Raw genomic sequence first — 17262 nt, 5'->3', positions numbered from 1 at the left:
GCTCGCGCCGCTGCCCCTACTTCTTGCGGCGCCGGCCGCCCTTCTGAGCCTTGCGGCGCTCGGCGCGCGTCATGCCGTCCGCCTCGGAGCGGGGGCCGTCCTCGTTCTCGAAGTCGCCCTCGACGACACCGCCCTCACCGTCCACGGTCGGGGCCGAGAAGTGCAGCCTGTCGGGCCGCTGCGGGGCCTCCAGGCCCTTGGCCCGGATCTCCGGACGCGCACCCGCGGGCACCGCGTCCTTCTCCAGCGAGGTCTTCTCCGCCGTGTCCTGGACCGGAACCTCCTCGACCTGCTGCTCGACCTGGACCTCCAGGTTGAACAGATAGCCGACGGACTCCTCCTTGATGCCCTCCATCATGGCGTTGAACATGTCGAAGCCCTCGCGCTGGTACTCGACCAGCGGGTCCTTCTGCGCCATGGCACGGAGGCCGATGCCCTCCTGGAGATAGTCCATCTCGTAGAGGTGCTCACGCCACTTGCGGTCCAGCACCGACAGGACCACGCGGCGCTCCAGCTCACGCATGATCTCGGAGCCGAGCTGCTCCTCACGGCCCGCGTACTGCTCGTGGATGTCGTCCTTGATCGACTCACCGATGAACTCGGCGGTGATGCCGGCCCGGTCGCCCGCCGCGTCCTCCAGCTCCTCGACGGTGACCTTCACCGGGTAGAGCTGCTTGAACGCGTTCCACAGGCGGTCCAGGTCCCATTCCTCGGCGAACCCTTCCACCGTCTCCGCCTGGATGTACGCGTCGATGGTGTCATCCATGAAGTGCTGCACCTGCTCGTGCAGGTCCTCGCCCTCCAGGACCCGGCGGCGCTCGCCGTAGATGACCTCGCGCTGCCGGTTCAGCACCTCGTCGTACTTCAGGACGTTCTTACGCGTCTCGAAGTTCTGCTGCTCGACCTGCGACTGCGCCGATGCGATGGCCCGCGTCACCATCTTGTTCTCGATGGGCACGTCGTCGGGCACATTGGCCATCGCCATGACGCGCTCGACCATCTGGGCCTTGAACAGCCGCATCAGGTCGTCACCGAGCGAGAGGTAGAACCGGGACTCGCCCGGGTCGCCCTGTCGTCCGGAACGGCCGCGCAGCTGGTTGTCGATACGGCGCGACTCGTGGCGCTCGGTGCCCAGCACATACAGCCCGCCGAGGTCCTTGACCTCGTCGTGCTCGGCCTTGACCGCGTGCTCGGCCTTCTCCAGCGCGGCGGGCAGGGCCGCGGCCCACTCCTCGACGTTCTCGTCGGGGTCCAGGCCGCGCTGGCGCAGCTCAGCCTCGGCGAGGTCGTCCGGATTGCCGCCGAGCTTGATGTCGGTGCCACGTCCGGCCATGTTCGTCGCGACGGTGACAGCGCCCTTACGGCCGGCCTGCGCGATGATCGGCGCCTCCCGGTCGTGCTGCTTCGCGTTGAGCACCTCGTGCTGCACGCCGCGCTTGGAGAGCTGCTGCGAGAGGTACTCGGACTTCTCGACCGAGGTGGTGCCGACCAGGATCGGCTGGCCCTTCTCGTGCTTCTCCGCGATGTCCTCGACGACCGCGTCGAACTTGGCGACCTCGGTGCGGTAGATCAGGTCGGACTGGTCCATGCGGACCATCGGCCGGTTCGTCGGGATCGGCACCACACCGAGCTTGTAGATCTGGTGGAACTCGGCGGCCTCGGTCATGGCCGTACCGGTCATGCCGGAGAGCTTGCCGTACAGGCGGAAGAAGTTCTGCAGGGTGATCGTGGCGAGCGTCTGGTTCTCGTCCTTGATGTCCACCCCTTCCTTCGCCTCGATGGCCTGGTGCATGCCCTCGTTGTAGCGGCGGCCGGCGAGGATACGACCGGTGTGCTCGTCGACGATCATGACTTCGCCGTCGATGACGACGTAGTCCTTGTCGTTCTTGAAGAGCTCCTTGGCCTTGATCGCGTTGTTGAGGTAACCGACGAGCGGGGTGTTCACCGACTCGTAGAGGTTCTCGATGCCGAGCCAGTCCTCGACCTTGGCGACACCGGGCTCGTGGATGGCGACCGTGCGCTTCTTCTCGTCGACCTCGTAGTCGCCGGTCTCCTCGATGCCCTTGAGCTGGTTGCCCGCCTCGCCCTTCGTCAGCCGGGTGACGAGCTTCGCGAAGTCGCCGTACCACTTGGTGGCCTGGTCGGCCGGGCCGGAGATGATCAGCGGCGTACGGGCCTCGTCGACCAGGATCGAGTCGACCTCGTCGACGATGGCGTAGTTGTGGCCGCGCTGGACGAGCTCGTCCTGGGCCCACGCCATGTTGTCGCGGAGGTAGTCGAAGCCGAACTCGTTGTTCGTGCCGTACGTGATGTCACATTCGTACTGCTCACGGCGCTGCGCCGGGGTCATGTTGGCGATGATGCAGCCGACTTCGAGCCCCAGGAACTTGTGGACCCGGCCCATCATCTCCGAGTCGCGCTCGGCCAGGTAGTCGTTCACCGTGATCAGGTGGACGCCCTTGCCGGACAGCGCGTTCAGATAGGCGGGGAGCGTGCCGACCAGAGTCTTGCCCTCGCCGGTCTTCATCTCGGCCACATAGCCGAGGTGCAGGGCGGCGCCGCCCAGCAGCTGTACGTCGTAGTGACGCTGGCCGAGGACGCGCTTGGCGGCCTCACGGACCGTCGCGAAGGCCTCGGGCAGCAGGTCGTCGAGGCTCTCGCCGCCGGCGAACCGCTCCTTGTACTCGTCGGTGAGGGCCCGCAGCTCGGCGTCGGAGAGGTTGACGAAATCCTCTTCGATGGAGTTGACCTGGTCCGCGATGCGGTGCAGCTTGCGCAGGATCTTTCCTTCGCCTGCACGCATGAGCTTGTTGAAGACGGACACGGGGGTTGGTCTCCTTGCCGGTCGGGCCTGGCGCGGTCGAGTTCATGGTCTGAACCTCCCGGGGTGCTACCCCCGGACCCGGGCCGGAGAAACAGACCGACCAGGGAGCCCGGCTTACTTTCACGCGGCAAACCGGGGTAGAGCAACGGCCATCGTAAGCGAGGACCCCGCCGCGCCGGGAGGCCTGCCGCTCAGGACAACGGTCGGGGCGTCCGGAAGGTGCCGGGAGAACCCCGAAAAAGCCATGGCACCTGCTCCCCACGGGCAGCAGAATCAGCCGATGGACCCCGTGACACTGACATCAGAGCGGCTGCTGCTGCGCCCTTTCACCGCCGCTGACACCGAGCCCGTGTTCCGGGCCTGTCAGGACCCCGACATCCAGCGCTGGACGGTCGTCCCCTCCCCTTACCGCCGGGAGGACGCGGAGAGTTTCACCAGCCGGCTGGTCCCGGACGGCTGGCGGGCCGGCACCAGCCTGGCCTTCGCCGTGCTGGCCCGTGCGGACGCCCGGCTCGTCGGTGCGATCTCCGTGTTCCAGCGCGGACAGGCAGGCACCTGGGAGATCGGCTACTGGATGGCGAAGGAGCACCGGGGCAACGGATACATGGCCGAGGCCGTGACCGTACTCACGCACTGGTCGCTGACCAAGCTGGGAGCGGAGCGTCTGGAGTGGCGGGCCGAGGTCGGCAACACCGGGTCGCGGGCGGTGGCGGAGAAGGCCGGGTTCCGCGTCGAGGGCGTCCTGCGCGCGGACCTGCTGAACAAGGGCACCCGCAGAGACGGCTGGCTGGGCGCGATACTCCCCTCCGACCTGGGGCTGCCCACGGAACACGCGTACCTCCCGGCCGGTCCGTGACCCGAGCCCGCCCTCACCCCCGCGTCCGGATCCGCCCGCTCCGCTGATCCGGATCCACCGGCGCCACCCCGGTTGTCAGTGCTGCCGCCTATCGTTCGGGGCATGACTCCTGTGCCGCCCCCAGCCGTCGAACTCTCCGCCGACGAGGCCCGCCGGACAGCGCTGCGCGCCCAGGGGTTCCTGGGCGCGCCCGACCGGCGGGGCGGGGTGCGCGGGGTGCTGCGCCATCTCGGCGCGGTGCAGCTGGACACCATCTCGGTCCTCGCGCGCTCGCACGAGCTCATCCCGTACGCCAGGCTGGGCGCCGTCGGGCGCAGGACCGTCGAGGACGCGTACTGGTCCGGGGGCCGCTCCTTCGAGTACTGGTCGCACGCGGCCTGCATCCTGCCCATCGAGGAGTGGCCGCACTTCGCCTTCCGCCGCCGCGCCTACCGCGACCGCCCGCACTGGAACCACGACCTGCCCGATTCGGCCTACGAGACCGTGATCAAGCAGCTGCGCGCGGAGGGCCCGCTGACGGCCACCGAACTGGGCGGCGCGAAGAACGGCGGCGAGTGGTGGGACTGGTCGGCGTCAAAGGTCGCGGTCGAGCGGGCGCTGATGTACGGAGAGGTGGTGTGCACGGAGCGGCGCGGCTGGAAGCGGGTGTACGACCTGGCCGAGCGCGCGATCCCCGGCCCACTGCTCCATGACGAGCTGGACGACCTGGAGTGTGTCCGGCGGCTCGTCGCGCTAGCGGGGAAGTCCCTGGGGGTCGGTACCCGTACGGACATCGCGGACTACCACCGTCTCAAGGGCGAGCAGTTCGACGCGGTCGTCGCGGACTCGGGCCTGGTCCCCGTCAGGGTCGAGGGCTGGTCCAAACCGGCCTGGGCGGACCCGGAGGCACTGTCGTCCCCGCTCCGCGGCCGCCACCGTACGACGCTGCTCTCGCCGTTCGACTCACTGGTCTGGGAGCGCGCCCGTACGGAGCGGATCTTCGGCTTCACCCACCGGCTGGAGGCGTACGTCCCCAAGCCCAAGCGGATCCACGGCTACTTCTCCATGCCCCTGCTGGCCGGCGGGAAGCTGGTGGGGCGGGTCGACCCCGCGCGGGAGGGCAGCACCCTGGTGGCCAGGCAGATCTCCCTGGCGGACCGTAAGGCGGTGCGGCCGATGGCCGATGCGCTGGCCGAGGCGGCGGCCTGGGTGGGGTGCACGGACGTGCGGGTGGAGCGCATCAACGAACCGGAGCTGCGGGCCCCGCTGGCAGCGTCCCTGAGCGGGGCACTGGACGCGGCCCGGTAGCGGCCCCGAACTCAACCTCCGAACTCAACCTCCGGTCTCAGCGGATTTCGAGGATCTTCTCGCGCATCGCGTAGACCACGGCCTCCATCCTGGAGTGCAGCTGCAGTTTCTCCAGGATGTTGCGGACGTGGTTCTTCACGGTGTTCTCGGAGATGAACAACTCCTTGGCGATGTCCCGGTTGTTCATCCCGGTGGCCACCAGCTTCAGAACCTCCAGCTCGCGCTCGGTGAGCCGCGGGGCCGGTACGAGCCTGCGCTCGTCGGTGCGCTGGATCATCGACTTGAACTCGGTGAGCAGCTTCGACGCCATGGAGGGGCTGATCTGCGACTGCCCGTCGGCCACCGCCCGGATCGCCGTCGCCACCTCGTCGGTCGAGATCTCCTTCAGGAGATAGCCGGTGGCCCCGGCCTTGATCGCGTCGTAGAGGTCGGCCTCCTCGTCGCTGATCGTCAACATGATGATCTTCGCGCTGGGTGCCACCTCCTTGATGGAGGTACAGGCCTCGATGCCACCGCGCTTGGGCATCCGTACGTCCATCAGCACGATGTCGGGCAGCAGATCGGCGGCCTTGTCCACCGCCTCCGCGCCGTCACCCGCCTCGCCGATGACCTGGATGTCCTCCTCCGCGGCGAGAACGATCTCCAGACCGCGCCGGAAAAGCGCGTGGTCGTCCACCACCAGGACCCGGATCGGCTCCTTGCACGAAGCCCCACCGTGGTCCACACCACCGCGGTCCACACCACCATGGTCCGCCGCACCATGGTCCATGGGGTCCTCGTCCCGGTCGTGCGCGGGACCGAAGCGGTCCGCCATCGTTCCTCCCCCTGAAGCATGGGCCCGAAGTTCATGTACGACGTTCAACTACGACACCAACCGCAGCTCACAGAAGCCCGATTGGCGCGCGTCGCCATGATTTCATGCCGGAACGACGGAACGGTGGTCCCCAGCCCCGATCCCTCACCCTGATCCCCACCGCACGGCGGCGCCCCCGGTGCGCATGTACACGTCCGGGGGCACCGCGACGGGTAATGAAGTCATCCGCCGAGCGCACCGCCGGCGCCCGCCGCCTCCATGTCGGCGAGCGGGTCGGTCGTCAGGTGGATGACACCGTAGTCGTAGGCGTGCCGCCGGTAGACGACACTGGGCTCCTTTGTCTCCGCGTCGACGAACAGATAGAAGTCGTGCCCCACCAGCTCCATCTCGTAGAGCGCCTGGTCGAGCGACATCGCTGCCGCGATATGCGTCTTCTCGCGTACCACCAGCGGGCCTTCGCCCTGGACTTCGAGCGAACCGATCCTGGTGGTCGGAATGGTCTGGGCCGCCACATCGGCGGTGAACTCACCGTTGCCGTTGATCGGCGCCGCTTCCGGCACCGCGTCGACGACTTCGGCCGCCGAAATACGGCCCGCGCCCCTCCTGTTGTGGCGCTTCTCGTTCTGCTTCCGCAGCCGCGCCTCCAACTTGCCCGTGGCCAGATCCAGCGCTGCGTACGGGTCGCCTGCCGCTGCCTCCGCCCGGATCACCGGGCCTCGGGAGTGCAGCGTGATTTCCACACGGTCCGAACGGTCGGCCTGCCTCGGATTGGGCTCCTTGGACACCTCGACGTCAAGGCTGATCACCTTGGCGTCCAGCTTCTGGATCTTCTCAATCTTCAGCTTCTCGGCGACGTGCTTGCGGAACCGCTCGGGTACTTCGGTCTTGCGGCCCTTGACGACGATGTCCACGCAGAACTCCGTTCCCGGATCGCTCCGCTCAGCGGCGGAGCAGCTCCCTCTTGCACCAGACCCCGGTGAGCACCGGAGTCTCGGACTTGGTGACTTTCACCTCCTCCTCCCCCGTCGGGAAGATCCCCACCCACACCAACCTCCGGCCTCGCAAGCATCCGGGTTTCCACGGAACCGGCGGAAACCGGAAAGCGCCATGCACGTCCGTGTATTCAAGTGAGCCACAGCTTTCGCCATTCCTCACAACCGAACATAGCTCGCTGGGACGGGTATCGGCACCCGCTACTGACGCGTACCCCCGTTCAGGTGGTTTTTGTCCCTCGCTACCTGCAACGATGCAAGTTAGCTATCAGTTCCGGTTTATTTCGAAAGACAACGGCGGTGCGGCCACGACCGCGGCCATCGGTTCCCCGGCTCCGGGGAATTCCCTGCCTGACACTGCCCGTACAGCACGCGCCGCCTCCACGAGTGATGCTCCGGTCGTCATGAGATCGTCCACCAACACCACCCTGCCCCCGTCCAGCAGCCCTACGCCCCCGGGCACCACTTCCAGTGCCCCCGAGAGATTCGCCAGCCGCTGCGGGGCGTCCAGGCCCGCCTGATCGGCCACCGCACGCCGCTGCCGGAGCACCCCCAGCATCCGCGCCGGTGTCCCGCTCCTGCGCAGCTCGGCCGAGGCAGCGCAGGCGATCCGGCGGCCCGCGTCATGCCCCCGGGCCCGCACCGCTGCACGCGACGAGGGCACCGGGACGAGCAGCAACGTCTCCCCACCCACGCGATGCCGTGCCGCGGCCCGCACCGCCGCGGCGAGCGCACGGCCGAGCGCCCCCGCCAGCCCCAGCGCTCCCCGCTCCTTGTGCGCGAGCAGCACCGCCCGCACCGCGTCCTCGTACGCCGCGGCGCCCCACACCGCCGGCAGTCCCGACGGCTCGGGATCCGGTCTGGCCCTGCGCACCGGACCGCCGCAGAGAGCCTCGGCGCATTCCGCGCAGAGCGCCGTGCGGGATCTGCCGCAGCCTCCGCATGCGCTCGGCAGCACCACTTCGGAGATTTCCCGCCACCACCCCCTCATGGCTTCCACTCTGCCAAGCAGCGGCGCTTCCTGCCACCCCTGTGGATAACCCGGGGGCGATCACGGACGACTGCCGCATACAACAGTCCCGATACCGCAGTCCCGCAGCCATCCAGCAGCTGTCCAGCAGCTGCCCGACAACAATGCCGAAGCCACCCGGAAGCCGCGCGACAGCTATCCGGAAGCTATCCGGACAGCTGTCCCCGGATAAGCCGCCTATCCGGGATAGACCGGCGACTTACCTTCCTCCACCACCGTTTTCCAATTCGCACGCGGAGGCAGCCGCACAATTCCGTCCTCGTCCGAGAGCGCCATCAGCGGCAGCCTGTCGTCGTCCGAAGCGGCCACGGCGGTGATCCGGTTGGCGCCCGGCAGCGGGTTCACACCGGAAACCGAACCGTCCGCCTGCATATAGCGCACCTGCTGCACCCCGCCGGCTTCCTTGCCGACCACCACGAGCCGGCTGCGACCCGCCCAGGACACCGCTGTCACATCCGCCATCTGCGGTGCGGCCGGGCGCAGTTCGTCCACGGCGGAGACCGTCGGGCTGTCGACGTTCCCCTGCCGTACCACCCGTCCCACCTTCAGCGTCGTATGCCCGTCCTTCGTCAGCAGCAGCGCGATCCGTACCCCGTCGGACGACATCCGCAGCCCCGCGATGCGCGCGCCGTCCAGCCCGAGGACCGGCACCGACTGCGGATCGCCCGAACCGCCGGGGAACCGCAGCAACTGCGGATTCGCCGGGTTCCGGTCAGCCACCCAGAGATCTCCGCAGCCGTCCCAACTAGGGGCCGACAGACGGTTCTTCTCCTGCTTCGCATGGCTGGTGTACAACTTCTCGGCCGTTTCGTCCCCGGAGACGATCGACGACGTGGACAGCGTGCTGCTGTCCTTCGACACACCCGCCGCCCGGCGTTCGTCGCGCGCCACCGCAACCGTGCTCAGCGGCTTGGCGCCCGTGCCGAGCGGACCCGCGACCGGCTCGGGCTCCGCCTTCGCCGAGGTGTCACCGCCGATGGCCTGCATCCGTACGAGCCGGCCCTTGGCGTCCACGAAGTACTCGCCGGCCGGGCTGCCCGATGTGTGGTCGGGCGCGTACTCCTGCGACTGGTCCGCACTGAGCACACACAGCTGCGAGCCGTCCGCACGCTCCAGCTCCACCTGCCCGACCCGCATGGACGTCACATCGCGCAGGGTGAAGAGCAGTTGGGCCGCCATCTGCCGGCACTGCCCCTGACCGACGCCCGACGCCCTCTCGTTGAGCGGCACCTTCAGGCTGTTCCGGTCGTCGAGCGTCAGGGACCGGACGCCCTTCTTGAGCGCCGTTCCGGCCGGGAAGCGCGAATCCGCCACCGGACGCAGCCAGTTGGTCGGCCCGTCAAGCAGCGAGGCGACCGTCTGCGTCAGCGGATCCATCCTCGTCTCGGGGTCGATGCCCTGACGGAGATAGACCGGGTCGGCGACGAGCCAGTTCCTGCTTGACGAGCCGTTGGCCCCCGACCCCCCGGGCACCCCGGACGTGGGCGCGGAGGCGAAGTAGTACTTGTTGACGGAGTGATAGTTGCGCTGGAAGTCGGAGAGGCTGAGCAGCAGACCCGCGGGCAGATCGTCGATGCGCCACCCGTTGCCGTTCTGATGCACCAGGTGGATGGAGTTGCGGTACGTGCCCTTGTCGGGCTGGTACGCGTGCTGCTTGTCGACCACGGCGACTTCCGTGCCGCTCAGTTCGAACGTCGAGGAGACCTGCGGCGCGTCCCGGTCGTTGGCCGGATTCGCCCGGCGCGTGGGCCCGTCGGTGAGCACCGTGGTCCGCGCGCCCGGATCCCACTTGCGCGACGCTTCCTTCGTCAGATACTTCCTGGCCGTGGCGAACTGCAGATCGTCGCTGGTCATCGCCTCCAGGAAACCGTCCACGATCTCGGCGGGCGCGGCCCCCTCGCGCGGCGGCACCGCGTACACCTTGACCTGCGAGTCGCTGCGCTGCGAAGGATCGACGGCTTCGATGTCCCCGCTGTTCGGCATCGACGCACAGCCGGCCAGCAGTATGCCGCCGCAGCCGAGCCAGGCGTACGTCCGAAGTCTCCGTATGCCGCGGCTGCCCCCACGATCATCGCCCACGGGCGGTGTCCTCCCGGTCCGAAGCTTGCGTTGCAGAATCACCGGCGTGCGCTGCGGATTCACCGGCGTGCGTTGCACAGTCACCGGCCCTCGGCACCACCCGGGCACCACTGCCCGGCAGCGCCGTCGGGTCGGCCGGTATCGCGCGAGGCAGCGGCGGGAGCGGCGAACGGTCCGCACCGGGCTGGGCCGGCACCGCCATCAGCCGCCCCGCCTCTGCCTGTGTGGCGCGGGCGCGCCGCGAGTCGTCGGGCTCCAGCGGTATCGGGGAGCCGCGCAGCGGTTCGTCCGCGGTACGCGGCAGGGTCAGCCGGAACTGTGAACCGCCACCCGGCTCGCCCCACGCCTGGAGCCAGCCTCCGTGCAGCCGCGCGTCCTCGACGGCGATGGACAGACCGAGCCCGGTACCGCCGGTCGTACGGGCCCGCGCGGGGTCGGCCCGCCAGAAACGGCTGAAGACCCGTGTCGCCTCGCCCGGCTTCAGCCCCACACCGTAATCGCGCACGACGATCGCGACGGCGCCCCCCGCGACACCGAACCGGACCACCACGTCGTTGCCCTCGCCGTGCTCCACGGCATTGACGACAAGATTGCGCAGCACGCGCTCGATCCGCCGCGCGTCGACCTCGGCGACCACGGGCTGCTCGTCACCGACGACCCGGATCCGGCTGCCCTTGCGCTCCGCGAGCGGCTCGGCACCGGATATCACCCGGCGCACGGTCTCCCGCAGATCGATCGGCTCCGCCTCCAGCGCGGCGGCGCCCGCGTCGAACCGGCTGATCTCCAGCAGATCCGCGAGCAGCGACTCGAAACGGTCGAGCTGATCGCCGAGCAGCTCGGCGGAGCGCGCGGTCACCGGGTCGAAGTCGCTGCGCGCGTCATGGATGACGTCGGCGGCCATCCGTACGGTCGTCAACGGGGTGCGCAGCTCGTGCGACACGTCGGAGACGAAGCGGCGCTGCATCCGGGAGAGGTCCTCCAGTTGCTGGATCTTCAACTGGAGGCTCTGCGCCATCTTGTTGAAGGCTTCACCGAGCCGGGCGATGTCGTCCTCGCCCGTGACCTTCATCCGCTCCTGGAGACGCCCGGCCGAGAGCCGCTCGGCGATCCCGGCGGCCATCCGCACGGGCGTGACCACCTGCCGCACCAGGAACCAGGCGATCGCCCCGAGCAGCACCACCACGAACAGCCCGGCGGTGGCCAGGGTGCGCTTGACCAGGCTGAGGGTCTTCTCCTCCTGCGAGAGCGGGAAGAGGTAGTAGAGCTGGTACGGCTTGTGGTCGATGTCCTCAAGACGCTGCCCCACGACCAGACCGGGCTCCGGCGCCCGCCCGTCGACGTACCTGATGTCCGTGTACGTCTTGTACGGCGCCGTGCCCTGGTCAACGCTCTGGCGCAGCTTCCCGGAGACGCTGTCGGGGCTCACCTGGCCGGACGTACGCTCCCCGCCGTTGCCCGCACCCGTCTCCTCGGAGGCCGGGGCGAGGGTGACCACGTTGTACGCACCCTGACCGCCGCTGGCGAGCTGGGCGACGAGGTCGGTACGCCACTGGCGGGAGTTGCTGGCCGCCCCGGTGTCGGCGGAGTCGCTGTCGGCCACCGTTGTCGCGTTGGCCTTGTCCTTGGCGACCGTGAAACCGCCCGCGGCCTGGCTGACCGCGGCCTTCCCCTTGGCGTCCAGCAGACCGTTGCGCACCTGGCCGATGACGACGAATCCGAGCACCAGGACCACGGCAAGCGACATCAGAAGCGTGCCCGCGACCACCCTGAGCTGGATGTTGCGCCGCCAGAGGCGCACAGCGGGAAGCAGCGGACGGCGCACCCAGCGCGCGAAGAGCCGCAGCACAGGACCGCCGGGCGCTCCGTCCTGGAGCAGCCGGCCGCCCCGCAGAAAACGCTCGCCGAACCTGCGCAGCGCGGCCCCTCCGACAGACGAGCCGGACGAGCGGGATGTACCGGATACGTCCGGCGCACCGGACGAACCGGCGGAACCGGCGGAACCGGTCGACGAGGTGAACCGGGACGCGTTCACCGCGGGTCCGGCAGCCCGCTCCGGCCGTGCTCCCGGCTCCCCGGGCGCCGGAGCGGCACTGCTGCGGGCCATGTCAGCTCGGTCCCGCCTTGTATCCGACACCGCGGACGGTCACCACGATCTCCGGCCGCTCGGGGTCCTTCTCGACCTTCGAGCGCAACCGCTGGACGTGCACGTTGACCAGCCGGGTGTCCGCGGCATGGCGGTACCCCCACACCTGCTCCAGCAGCACCTCGCGGGTGAACACCTGCCAGGGCTTACGGGCCAGCGCGACCAGCAGATCGAACTCCAGCGGGGTCAGGGCGATCGACTGCCCCTCCCGCTTCACGGAGTGACCGGCCACATCGATGACCAGATCACCGATCGCCAGCTGTTCCGGTGCGGGCTCCTCCGACCTCCTCAGCCTCGCCCTGATACGGGCGACGAGTTCCTTGGGCTTGAACGGCTTGACGATGTAGTCGTCGGCCCCTGATTCGAGCCCCACCACCACATCGACGGTGTCGCTCTTCGCCGTGAGCATCACGATCGGCACACCTGACTCGGCCCTGATCAGCCTGCAGACCTCGATGCCGTCCCGTCCGGGCAGCATGAGATCGAGCAGCACCAGGTCCGGCTTGGCCTCACGGAATGCAGCCAGTGCCTTGTCGCCGTCCGCTACAAATGACGGCTCAAAACCTTCACCACGCAGCACAATGCCGAGCATCTCGGCCAGTGCGGTGTCGTCATCGACGACAAGGACGCGTCCCTTCATACCGACATCATCCCATTAGCTAATCGTTACCTGGCGTGACCTGCCACACAATGCGGTGAGTGCGTCCCTGGTGACAGGGGACGCGACCCCCGATTCCGTGACGACGGCCGTCACGAGCTCGGGCGGTGTGACATCGAACGCGGGGTTGTACGCCTGCGTCCCCAGCGGCGCCACCGGCACCCCGCCGCACTCCATGACCTCCCCGCCCGCACGCTGCTCCACCTCGATGGACGCACCGTCCGGCGTGGACAGGTCGACCGTGGTCGTCGGAGCGACGACCACGAACGGCACATGGTGGTACCTGGCCAGCACGGCCAGCGGATAGCTGCCCACCTTGTTGGCCACGGAGCCGTCCGCGGCGATCCGGTCGGCACCGATCAGCACGGCGTCCACCTCGCCCGCCGCGAAGAGCGAACCGGCCGCGCTGTCCGTGAGCAGGGTGTACGCCATCCCGTTGCGGGCCGCTTCGTACGCCGTCAGACGCGCCCCCTGCAGCAGTGGCCGCGTCTCGTCCACCCACAGACGCCGCAGACTGCCCGCACGGTGCGCCGCCAGTGCCACGGCGAAAGCGGTGCCCTCACCGGCCGAGACCAGCGCCCCGGTGTTGCAGTGTGTCAGAATCCGGTGCCCGCCGCCCGGCAGCAGCTCGTCGAGGAGCGCCAGGCCCCGGACCGCCATCTGCCGGCTGGCCTCGATGTCCTCCTGGTGCAGTGCCCTGGCTTCAGTGAGCGCCGCCGCCGCTGCCGCACCGGTGTCCGCACCGCCCCGGACAGCTGCCCGGTACGCCTCGGCCACCCTGTGCACCCCGTACCCGAGGTTCACCGCGGTGGGCCGCGCACCCGCGAGGAGCGCCACTGCCTCCTCCACGTCGTATCCCCGTACGGCAGCGAGCACGACCCCGTACCCCCCGGCGACCCCGAGCAGCGGCGCCCCCCGGACAGCGAGTGTCTGGATCGCCCGGACCAGCGCGGGAACATCCGTGCAGACCAGCTCGACCTCCTCGCCGGGCAATCGAGTCTGGTCGAGCAGCACGATGACCGGCCCCTCCGGCGGCTCGTCCCAACGAAGCGAAGGAAGCATGGGCGGCCCCGCACCCAGCGGGATTTGCTCGTCCTGATCAGCCATCCGCACAGTCTGCCCCGTGTGGCACCGACAATTGAAGGTGCAATGGAGATACAGCAGCGACTCCGCCGCTGTATCTCCCATGACACGATGGCTGCCGACCTGCTGCCTCGACGCGCGGACAGGCATGTGGCGGACAGGCATGTGAAGGAGCGACAATGAACGACTCTCCGGGCTGGGCCTCGCCCGGATCCGCCCCCTCCGACGGCCAGGAGCCGGGCGTCCCCCGGCCCGCCGAGCCGACCGGCCAGGGAGAAGCCGCTCCGAAGTGGTCCAGCAACCAGCCGCCGGCCGCACAGTGGACCCCGCCGAGCGCCCCTCCCGTGCCCTCGCAGCAGACGTCCGGCCGGGGTCCGCGCGCGCGGGCCGGTAGCGGGAACGGCCGGCAGAACACCGGCTGGGCCGGACCGCCGCAGGACGGCTGGGGACACCAGCAGCCGGTCGTGGCCAAGCCGGGCATCATCCCGCTCAGGCCGCTCGGCGTGGGAGAGATCCTCGACGGCGCGGTGTCGACGATGCGCGCCCACTGGCGCACCGCACTCGGCCTCACGATCGGCGTGGCAGCCGTCGTCCAGCTCTGCTCGGTCCTCATCCAGCACTACCTGCTCCCCGAGCCCACCCAGATCGACAGCGGGGCCAGCCCGTCCGAGCAGCTGCACCAGAGCGTCGAGTCGCTGCGAACGACCCTGCTCAGCCTGGGTCCGGTGTACGCGATCACGCTGATCGGCACGATCTTCACCACCGCGGTACTGACCATGGTCGTCAGCCGCTCGGTACTGGGCCGCCCGGTGACGCTCGCCGACGCCTGGCGCGAGGCCAGGCCGCAGCTCCCCCGGCTGATGGGGCTGAGCCTGCTGCTGCCCGTCGGCTACGCAGCGGTGATGACGGTCGGTCTTCTTCCCGGCCTCCTGGTCGGTGGCTCCGAGGGCGCCGGACTCGCCGCCCTCGGCGGGATCGCCGCCGTCGTCGTGGTCGTCTGGCTGTGGATCTGCTTCAGCCTGGCCGGACCAGCACTGATGCTGGAGCGGCAGGGCATCGCGGCAGCACTGCACCGCTCGGCGAAGCTGGTGAAGGGCGTCTGGTGGCGCATCTTCGGGATCACGCTGCTGGCCCTGCTGCTGACCGCCCTCGTGTCGGGACTCATCGACCTGCCGTTCAACGCGGCCGCCACGATCGCCGACGGCAAGGGCATCAGCGACCTCGTCTCCAGCAAGACCCCGGTGTTCGGCTGGCCGTACCTGATCATCAGCGGCATCGGCGCGATGCTCACGTCGGCGCTCACCTACCCGTTCACAGCCGGTGTGACGGTGCTCCTCTATGTCGACCAGCGCATCCGCCGCGAGGCGCTCGACATCGATCTCGCACGATCCGCGGGCGTACCCGGCTACGAGAACTCCGCGAGCTGATACGGGCCGGCGACGGCAACACGGCCACTGCGCCGTAGCTCATCCCGAGCCGACGCACCCGGAGCACGAACCGAACCCACAGCGGCCTTCGATCCACCAACCACATCCGGTGGTGGATCGAAGGCCGCTGTGGCGTTGCTGGGGCGCACAGCGGCTCGGGACTTCATACGGGGGGATACGGGGAGGCCTCACCGCCGACGAGCCGGCACATCTCCGCCTCAGCGATCCGAACCGGGCGGTGCCGACCGGACCCCCGGTGGCCCGGTCGCGACCGAGTCCCAACTAAGCGGCCAAGACCACCCCAGCGACCGCGATACCCGCCCCGGGGACATCCGAGCGCCCACCGCACGCCGGGGGTGCAGGGGCGCCGGGACCGTGCCCCTATGGCCTCCTGAGCACGACCGCCCACATCCTTTATCGGCCTGGATATGAAAACTGCCCGTGAACGCAAAAATGCCTCAGCCCCGGACCATAACGGTCCAGGGCTGAGGCTAAAAATTGTTCGGCGGCGTCCTACTCTCCCACAGGGTCCCCCCTGCAGTACCATCGGCGCTGAAAGGCTTAGCTTCCGGGTTCGGAATGTAACCGGGCGTTTCCCTAACGCAATGACCACCGAAACACTATGAAATTAACGAAACCGGGTGACTTCACGGTCGTTCGTTATTTCAGAACTAACACAGTGGACGCGAGCAACTGAGGACAAGCCCTCGGCCTATTAGTACCAGTCAGCTCCACCCGTTACCGGGCTTCCACATCTGGCCTATCAACCCAGTCGTCTACTGGGAGCCTTAACCCCTCAAAGGGGGTGGGAATACTCATCTCGAAGCAGGCTTCCCGCTTAGATGCTTTCAGCGGTTATCCTTTCCGAACGTAGCCAACCAGCCATGCCCTTGGCAGGACAACTGGCACACCAGAGGTTCGTCCGTCCCGGTCCTCTCGTACTAGGGACAGCCCTTCTCAATATTCCTACGCGCGCAGAGGATAGGGACCGAACTGTCTCACGACGTTCTAAACCCAGCTCGCGTACCGCTTTAATGGGCGAACAGCCCAACCCTTGGGACCGACTCCAGCCCCAGGATGCGACGAGCCGACATCGAGGTGCCAAACCATCCCGTCGATATGGACTCTTGGGGAAGATCAGCCTGTTATCCCCGGGGTACCTTTTATCCGTTGAGCGACAGCGCTTCCACAAGCCACTGCCGGATCACTAGTCCCGACTTTCGTCCCTGCTCGACCCGTCGGTCTCACAGTCAAGCTCCCTTGTGCACTTACACTCAACACCTGATTGCCAACCAGGCTGAGGGAACCTTTGGGCGCCTCCGTTACTCTTTAGGAGGCAACCGCCCCAGTTAAACTACCCATCAGACACTGTCCCTGATCCGGATCACGGACCGAGGTTAGACATCCAGCACGACCAGAGTGGTATTTCAACGACGACTCCACAACCACTGGCGTGGCCGCTTCAAAGTCTCCCACCTATCCTACACAAGCCGAACCGAACACCAATATCAAACTGTAGTAAAGGTCCCGGGGTCTTTCCGTCCTTCTGCGCGAAACGAGCATCTTTACTCGTAGTGCAATTTCACCGGGCCTATGGTTGAGACAGTCGAGAAGTCGTTACGCCATTCGTGCAGGTCGGAACTTACCCGACAAGGAATTTCGCTACCTTAGGATGGTTATAGTTACCACCGCCGTTTACTGGCGCTTAAGTTCTCAGCTTCGCAACCCCGAAAGATCACTAACCGGTCCCCTTAACGTTCCAGCACCGGGCAGGCGTCAGTCCGTATACATCGCCTTACGGCTTCGCACGGACCTGTGTTTTTAGTAAACAGTCGCTTCTCGCTGGTCTCTGCGGCCACCCCCAGCTCAGAGTGCAAGACTCATCACCAGGAATGGCCCCCCTTCTCCCGAAGTTACGGGGGCATTTTGCCGAGTTCCTTAACCATAGTTCACCCGAACGCCTCGGTATTCTCTACCTGACCACCTGAGTCGGTTTAGGGTACGGGCCGCCATGAAACTCGCTAGAGGCTTTTCTCGACAGCATAGGATCATCCACTTCACCACAATCG

11 protein-coding genes and 2 rRNA genes (1 of these 13 only partly in view) are annotated in these 17262 nt (G+C 67.9%); 3 read left to right on the top strand and 10 right to left on the bottom strand.

The window, feature by feature from the left end:
* Positions 1-16 precede the first annotated feature (16 nt).
* A complete protein-coding gene (gene secA / locus OG210_RS19725; protein WP_328327153.1) occupies positions 17-2824 on the bottom strand; it encodes a preprotein translocase subunit SecA in 2808 nt (935 codons plus the stop codon).
* Positions 2825-3104: 280 nt separating this feature from the next.
* Between secA and OG210_RS19720 the strand changes: the two genes are divergently transcribed.
* Complete coding sequence (locus OG210_RS19720; protein WP_328327155.1) at positions 3105-3680, top strand: GNAT family N-acetyltransferase; 576 nt, start codon at positions 3105-3107, stop codon at positions 3678-3680.
* Positions 3681-3782: 102 nt separating this feature from the next.
* A complete protein-coding gene (locus tag OG210_RS19715) occupies positions 3783-4967 on the top strand; it encodes a DNA glycosylase AlkZ-like family protein (protein ID WP_328327157.1) in 1185 nt (394 codons plus the stop codon).
* A gap of 37 nt (positions 4968-5004) precedes the next feature.
* On the opposite strand, the gene OG210_RS19710 is transcribed toward OG210_RS19715, so the two are convergent.
* The 7 genes from OG210_RS19710 to mtnA all read right to left on the bottom strand — a co-directional run bounded on the left by OG210_RS19710 (position 5005) and on the right by mtnA (position 13790).
* Positions 5005-5781 carry a response regulator transcription factor gene (locus tag OG210_RS19710; protein WP_328327159.1) on the bottom strand — a complete coding sequence of 259 codons (777 nt, stop codon included), beginning with the start codon at positions 5779-5781 and terminating at the stop codon, positions 5005-5007.
* 221 nt (positions 5782-6002) lie between these two features.
* Positions 6003-6692, bottom strand: coding sequence for a ribosome hibernation-promoting factor, HPF/YfiA family (hpf, locus tag OG210_RS19705; RefSeq protein ID WP_328327162.1), 690 nt, complete (start codon positions 6690-6692; stop codon positions 6003-6005).
* A gap of 349 nt (positions 6693-7041) precedes the next feature.
* Positions 7042-7764: a ComF family protein gene (locus OG210_RS19700; protein ID WP_371537942.1), complete on the bottom strand. Its 723-nt coding sequence runs from the start codon at positions 7762-7764 to the stop codon at positions 7042-7044.
* Positions 7765-7980: 216 nt separating this feature from the next.
* Complete coding sequence (locus OG210_RS19695; RefSeq protein WP_371540380.1) at positions 7981-9786, bottom strand: LpqB family beta-propeller domain-containing protein; 1806 nt, start codon at positions 9784-9786, stop codon at positions 7981-7983.
* A gap of 85 nt (positions 9787-9871) precedes the next feature.
* Positions 9872-11986, bottom strand: a complete 2115-nt coding sequence (mtrB, locus tag OG210_RS19690) for an MtrAB system histidine kinase MtrB (protein WP_371537939.1) — start codon at positions 11984-11986, stop codon at positions 9872-9874.
* Between the two features lies 1 nt (position 11987).
* A complete protein-coding gene (gene mtrA, locus OG210_RS19685; protein WP_005486885.1) occupies positions 11988-12665 on the bottom strand; it encodes a two-component system response regulator MtrA in 678 nt (225 codons plus the stop codon).
* 15 nt (positions 12666-12680) lie between these two features.
* Positions 12681-13790, bottom strand: a complete 1110-nt coding sequence (gene mtnA, locus OG210_RS19680) for an S-methyl-5-thioribose-1-phosphate isomerase (protein WP_371537933.1) — start codon at positions 13788-13790, stop codon at positions 12681-12683.
* A gap of 155 nt (positions 13791-13945) precedes the next feature.
* Here mtnA and OG210_RS19675 point away from each other — a divergent pair, with 155 nt between their 5' ends.
* Positions 13946-15193: a hypothetical protein gene (locus OG210_RS19675; protein ID WP_328327170.1), complete on the top strand. Its 1248-nt coding sequence runs from the start codon at positions 13946-13948 to the stop codon at positions 15191-15193.
* Between the two features lie 500 nt (positions 15194-15693).
* Here OG210_RS19675 and rrf read toward each other — a convergent pair.
* Together rrf and OG210_RS19665 are read right to left on the bottom strand one after the other, a co-directional pair.
* Positions 15694-15810: ribosomal RNA gene (gene rrf, locus OG210_RS19670) — 5S ribosomal RNA — on the bottom strand.
* 78 nt (positions 15811-15888) lie between these two features.
* A 23S ribosomal RNA gene (locus tag OG210_RS19665) occupies positions 15889-17262 on the bottom strand; it runs 1751 nt beyond the window's last position.

This window comes from Streptomyces sp. NBC_00466, from assembly GCF_041433995.1.
Lineage (GTDB): Bacteria > Actinomycetota > Actinomycetes > Streptomycetales > Streptomycetaceae > Streptomyces.
This window is presented reverse-complemented; position numbering and strand designations above follow the sequence as displayed.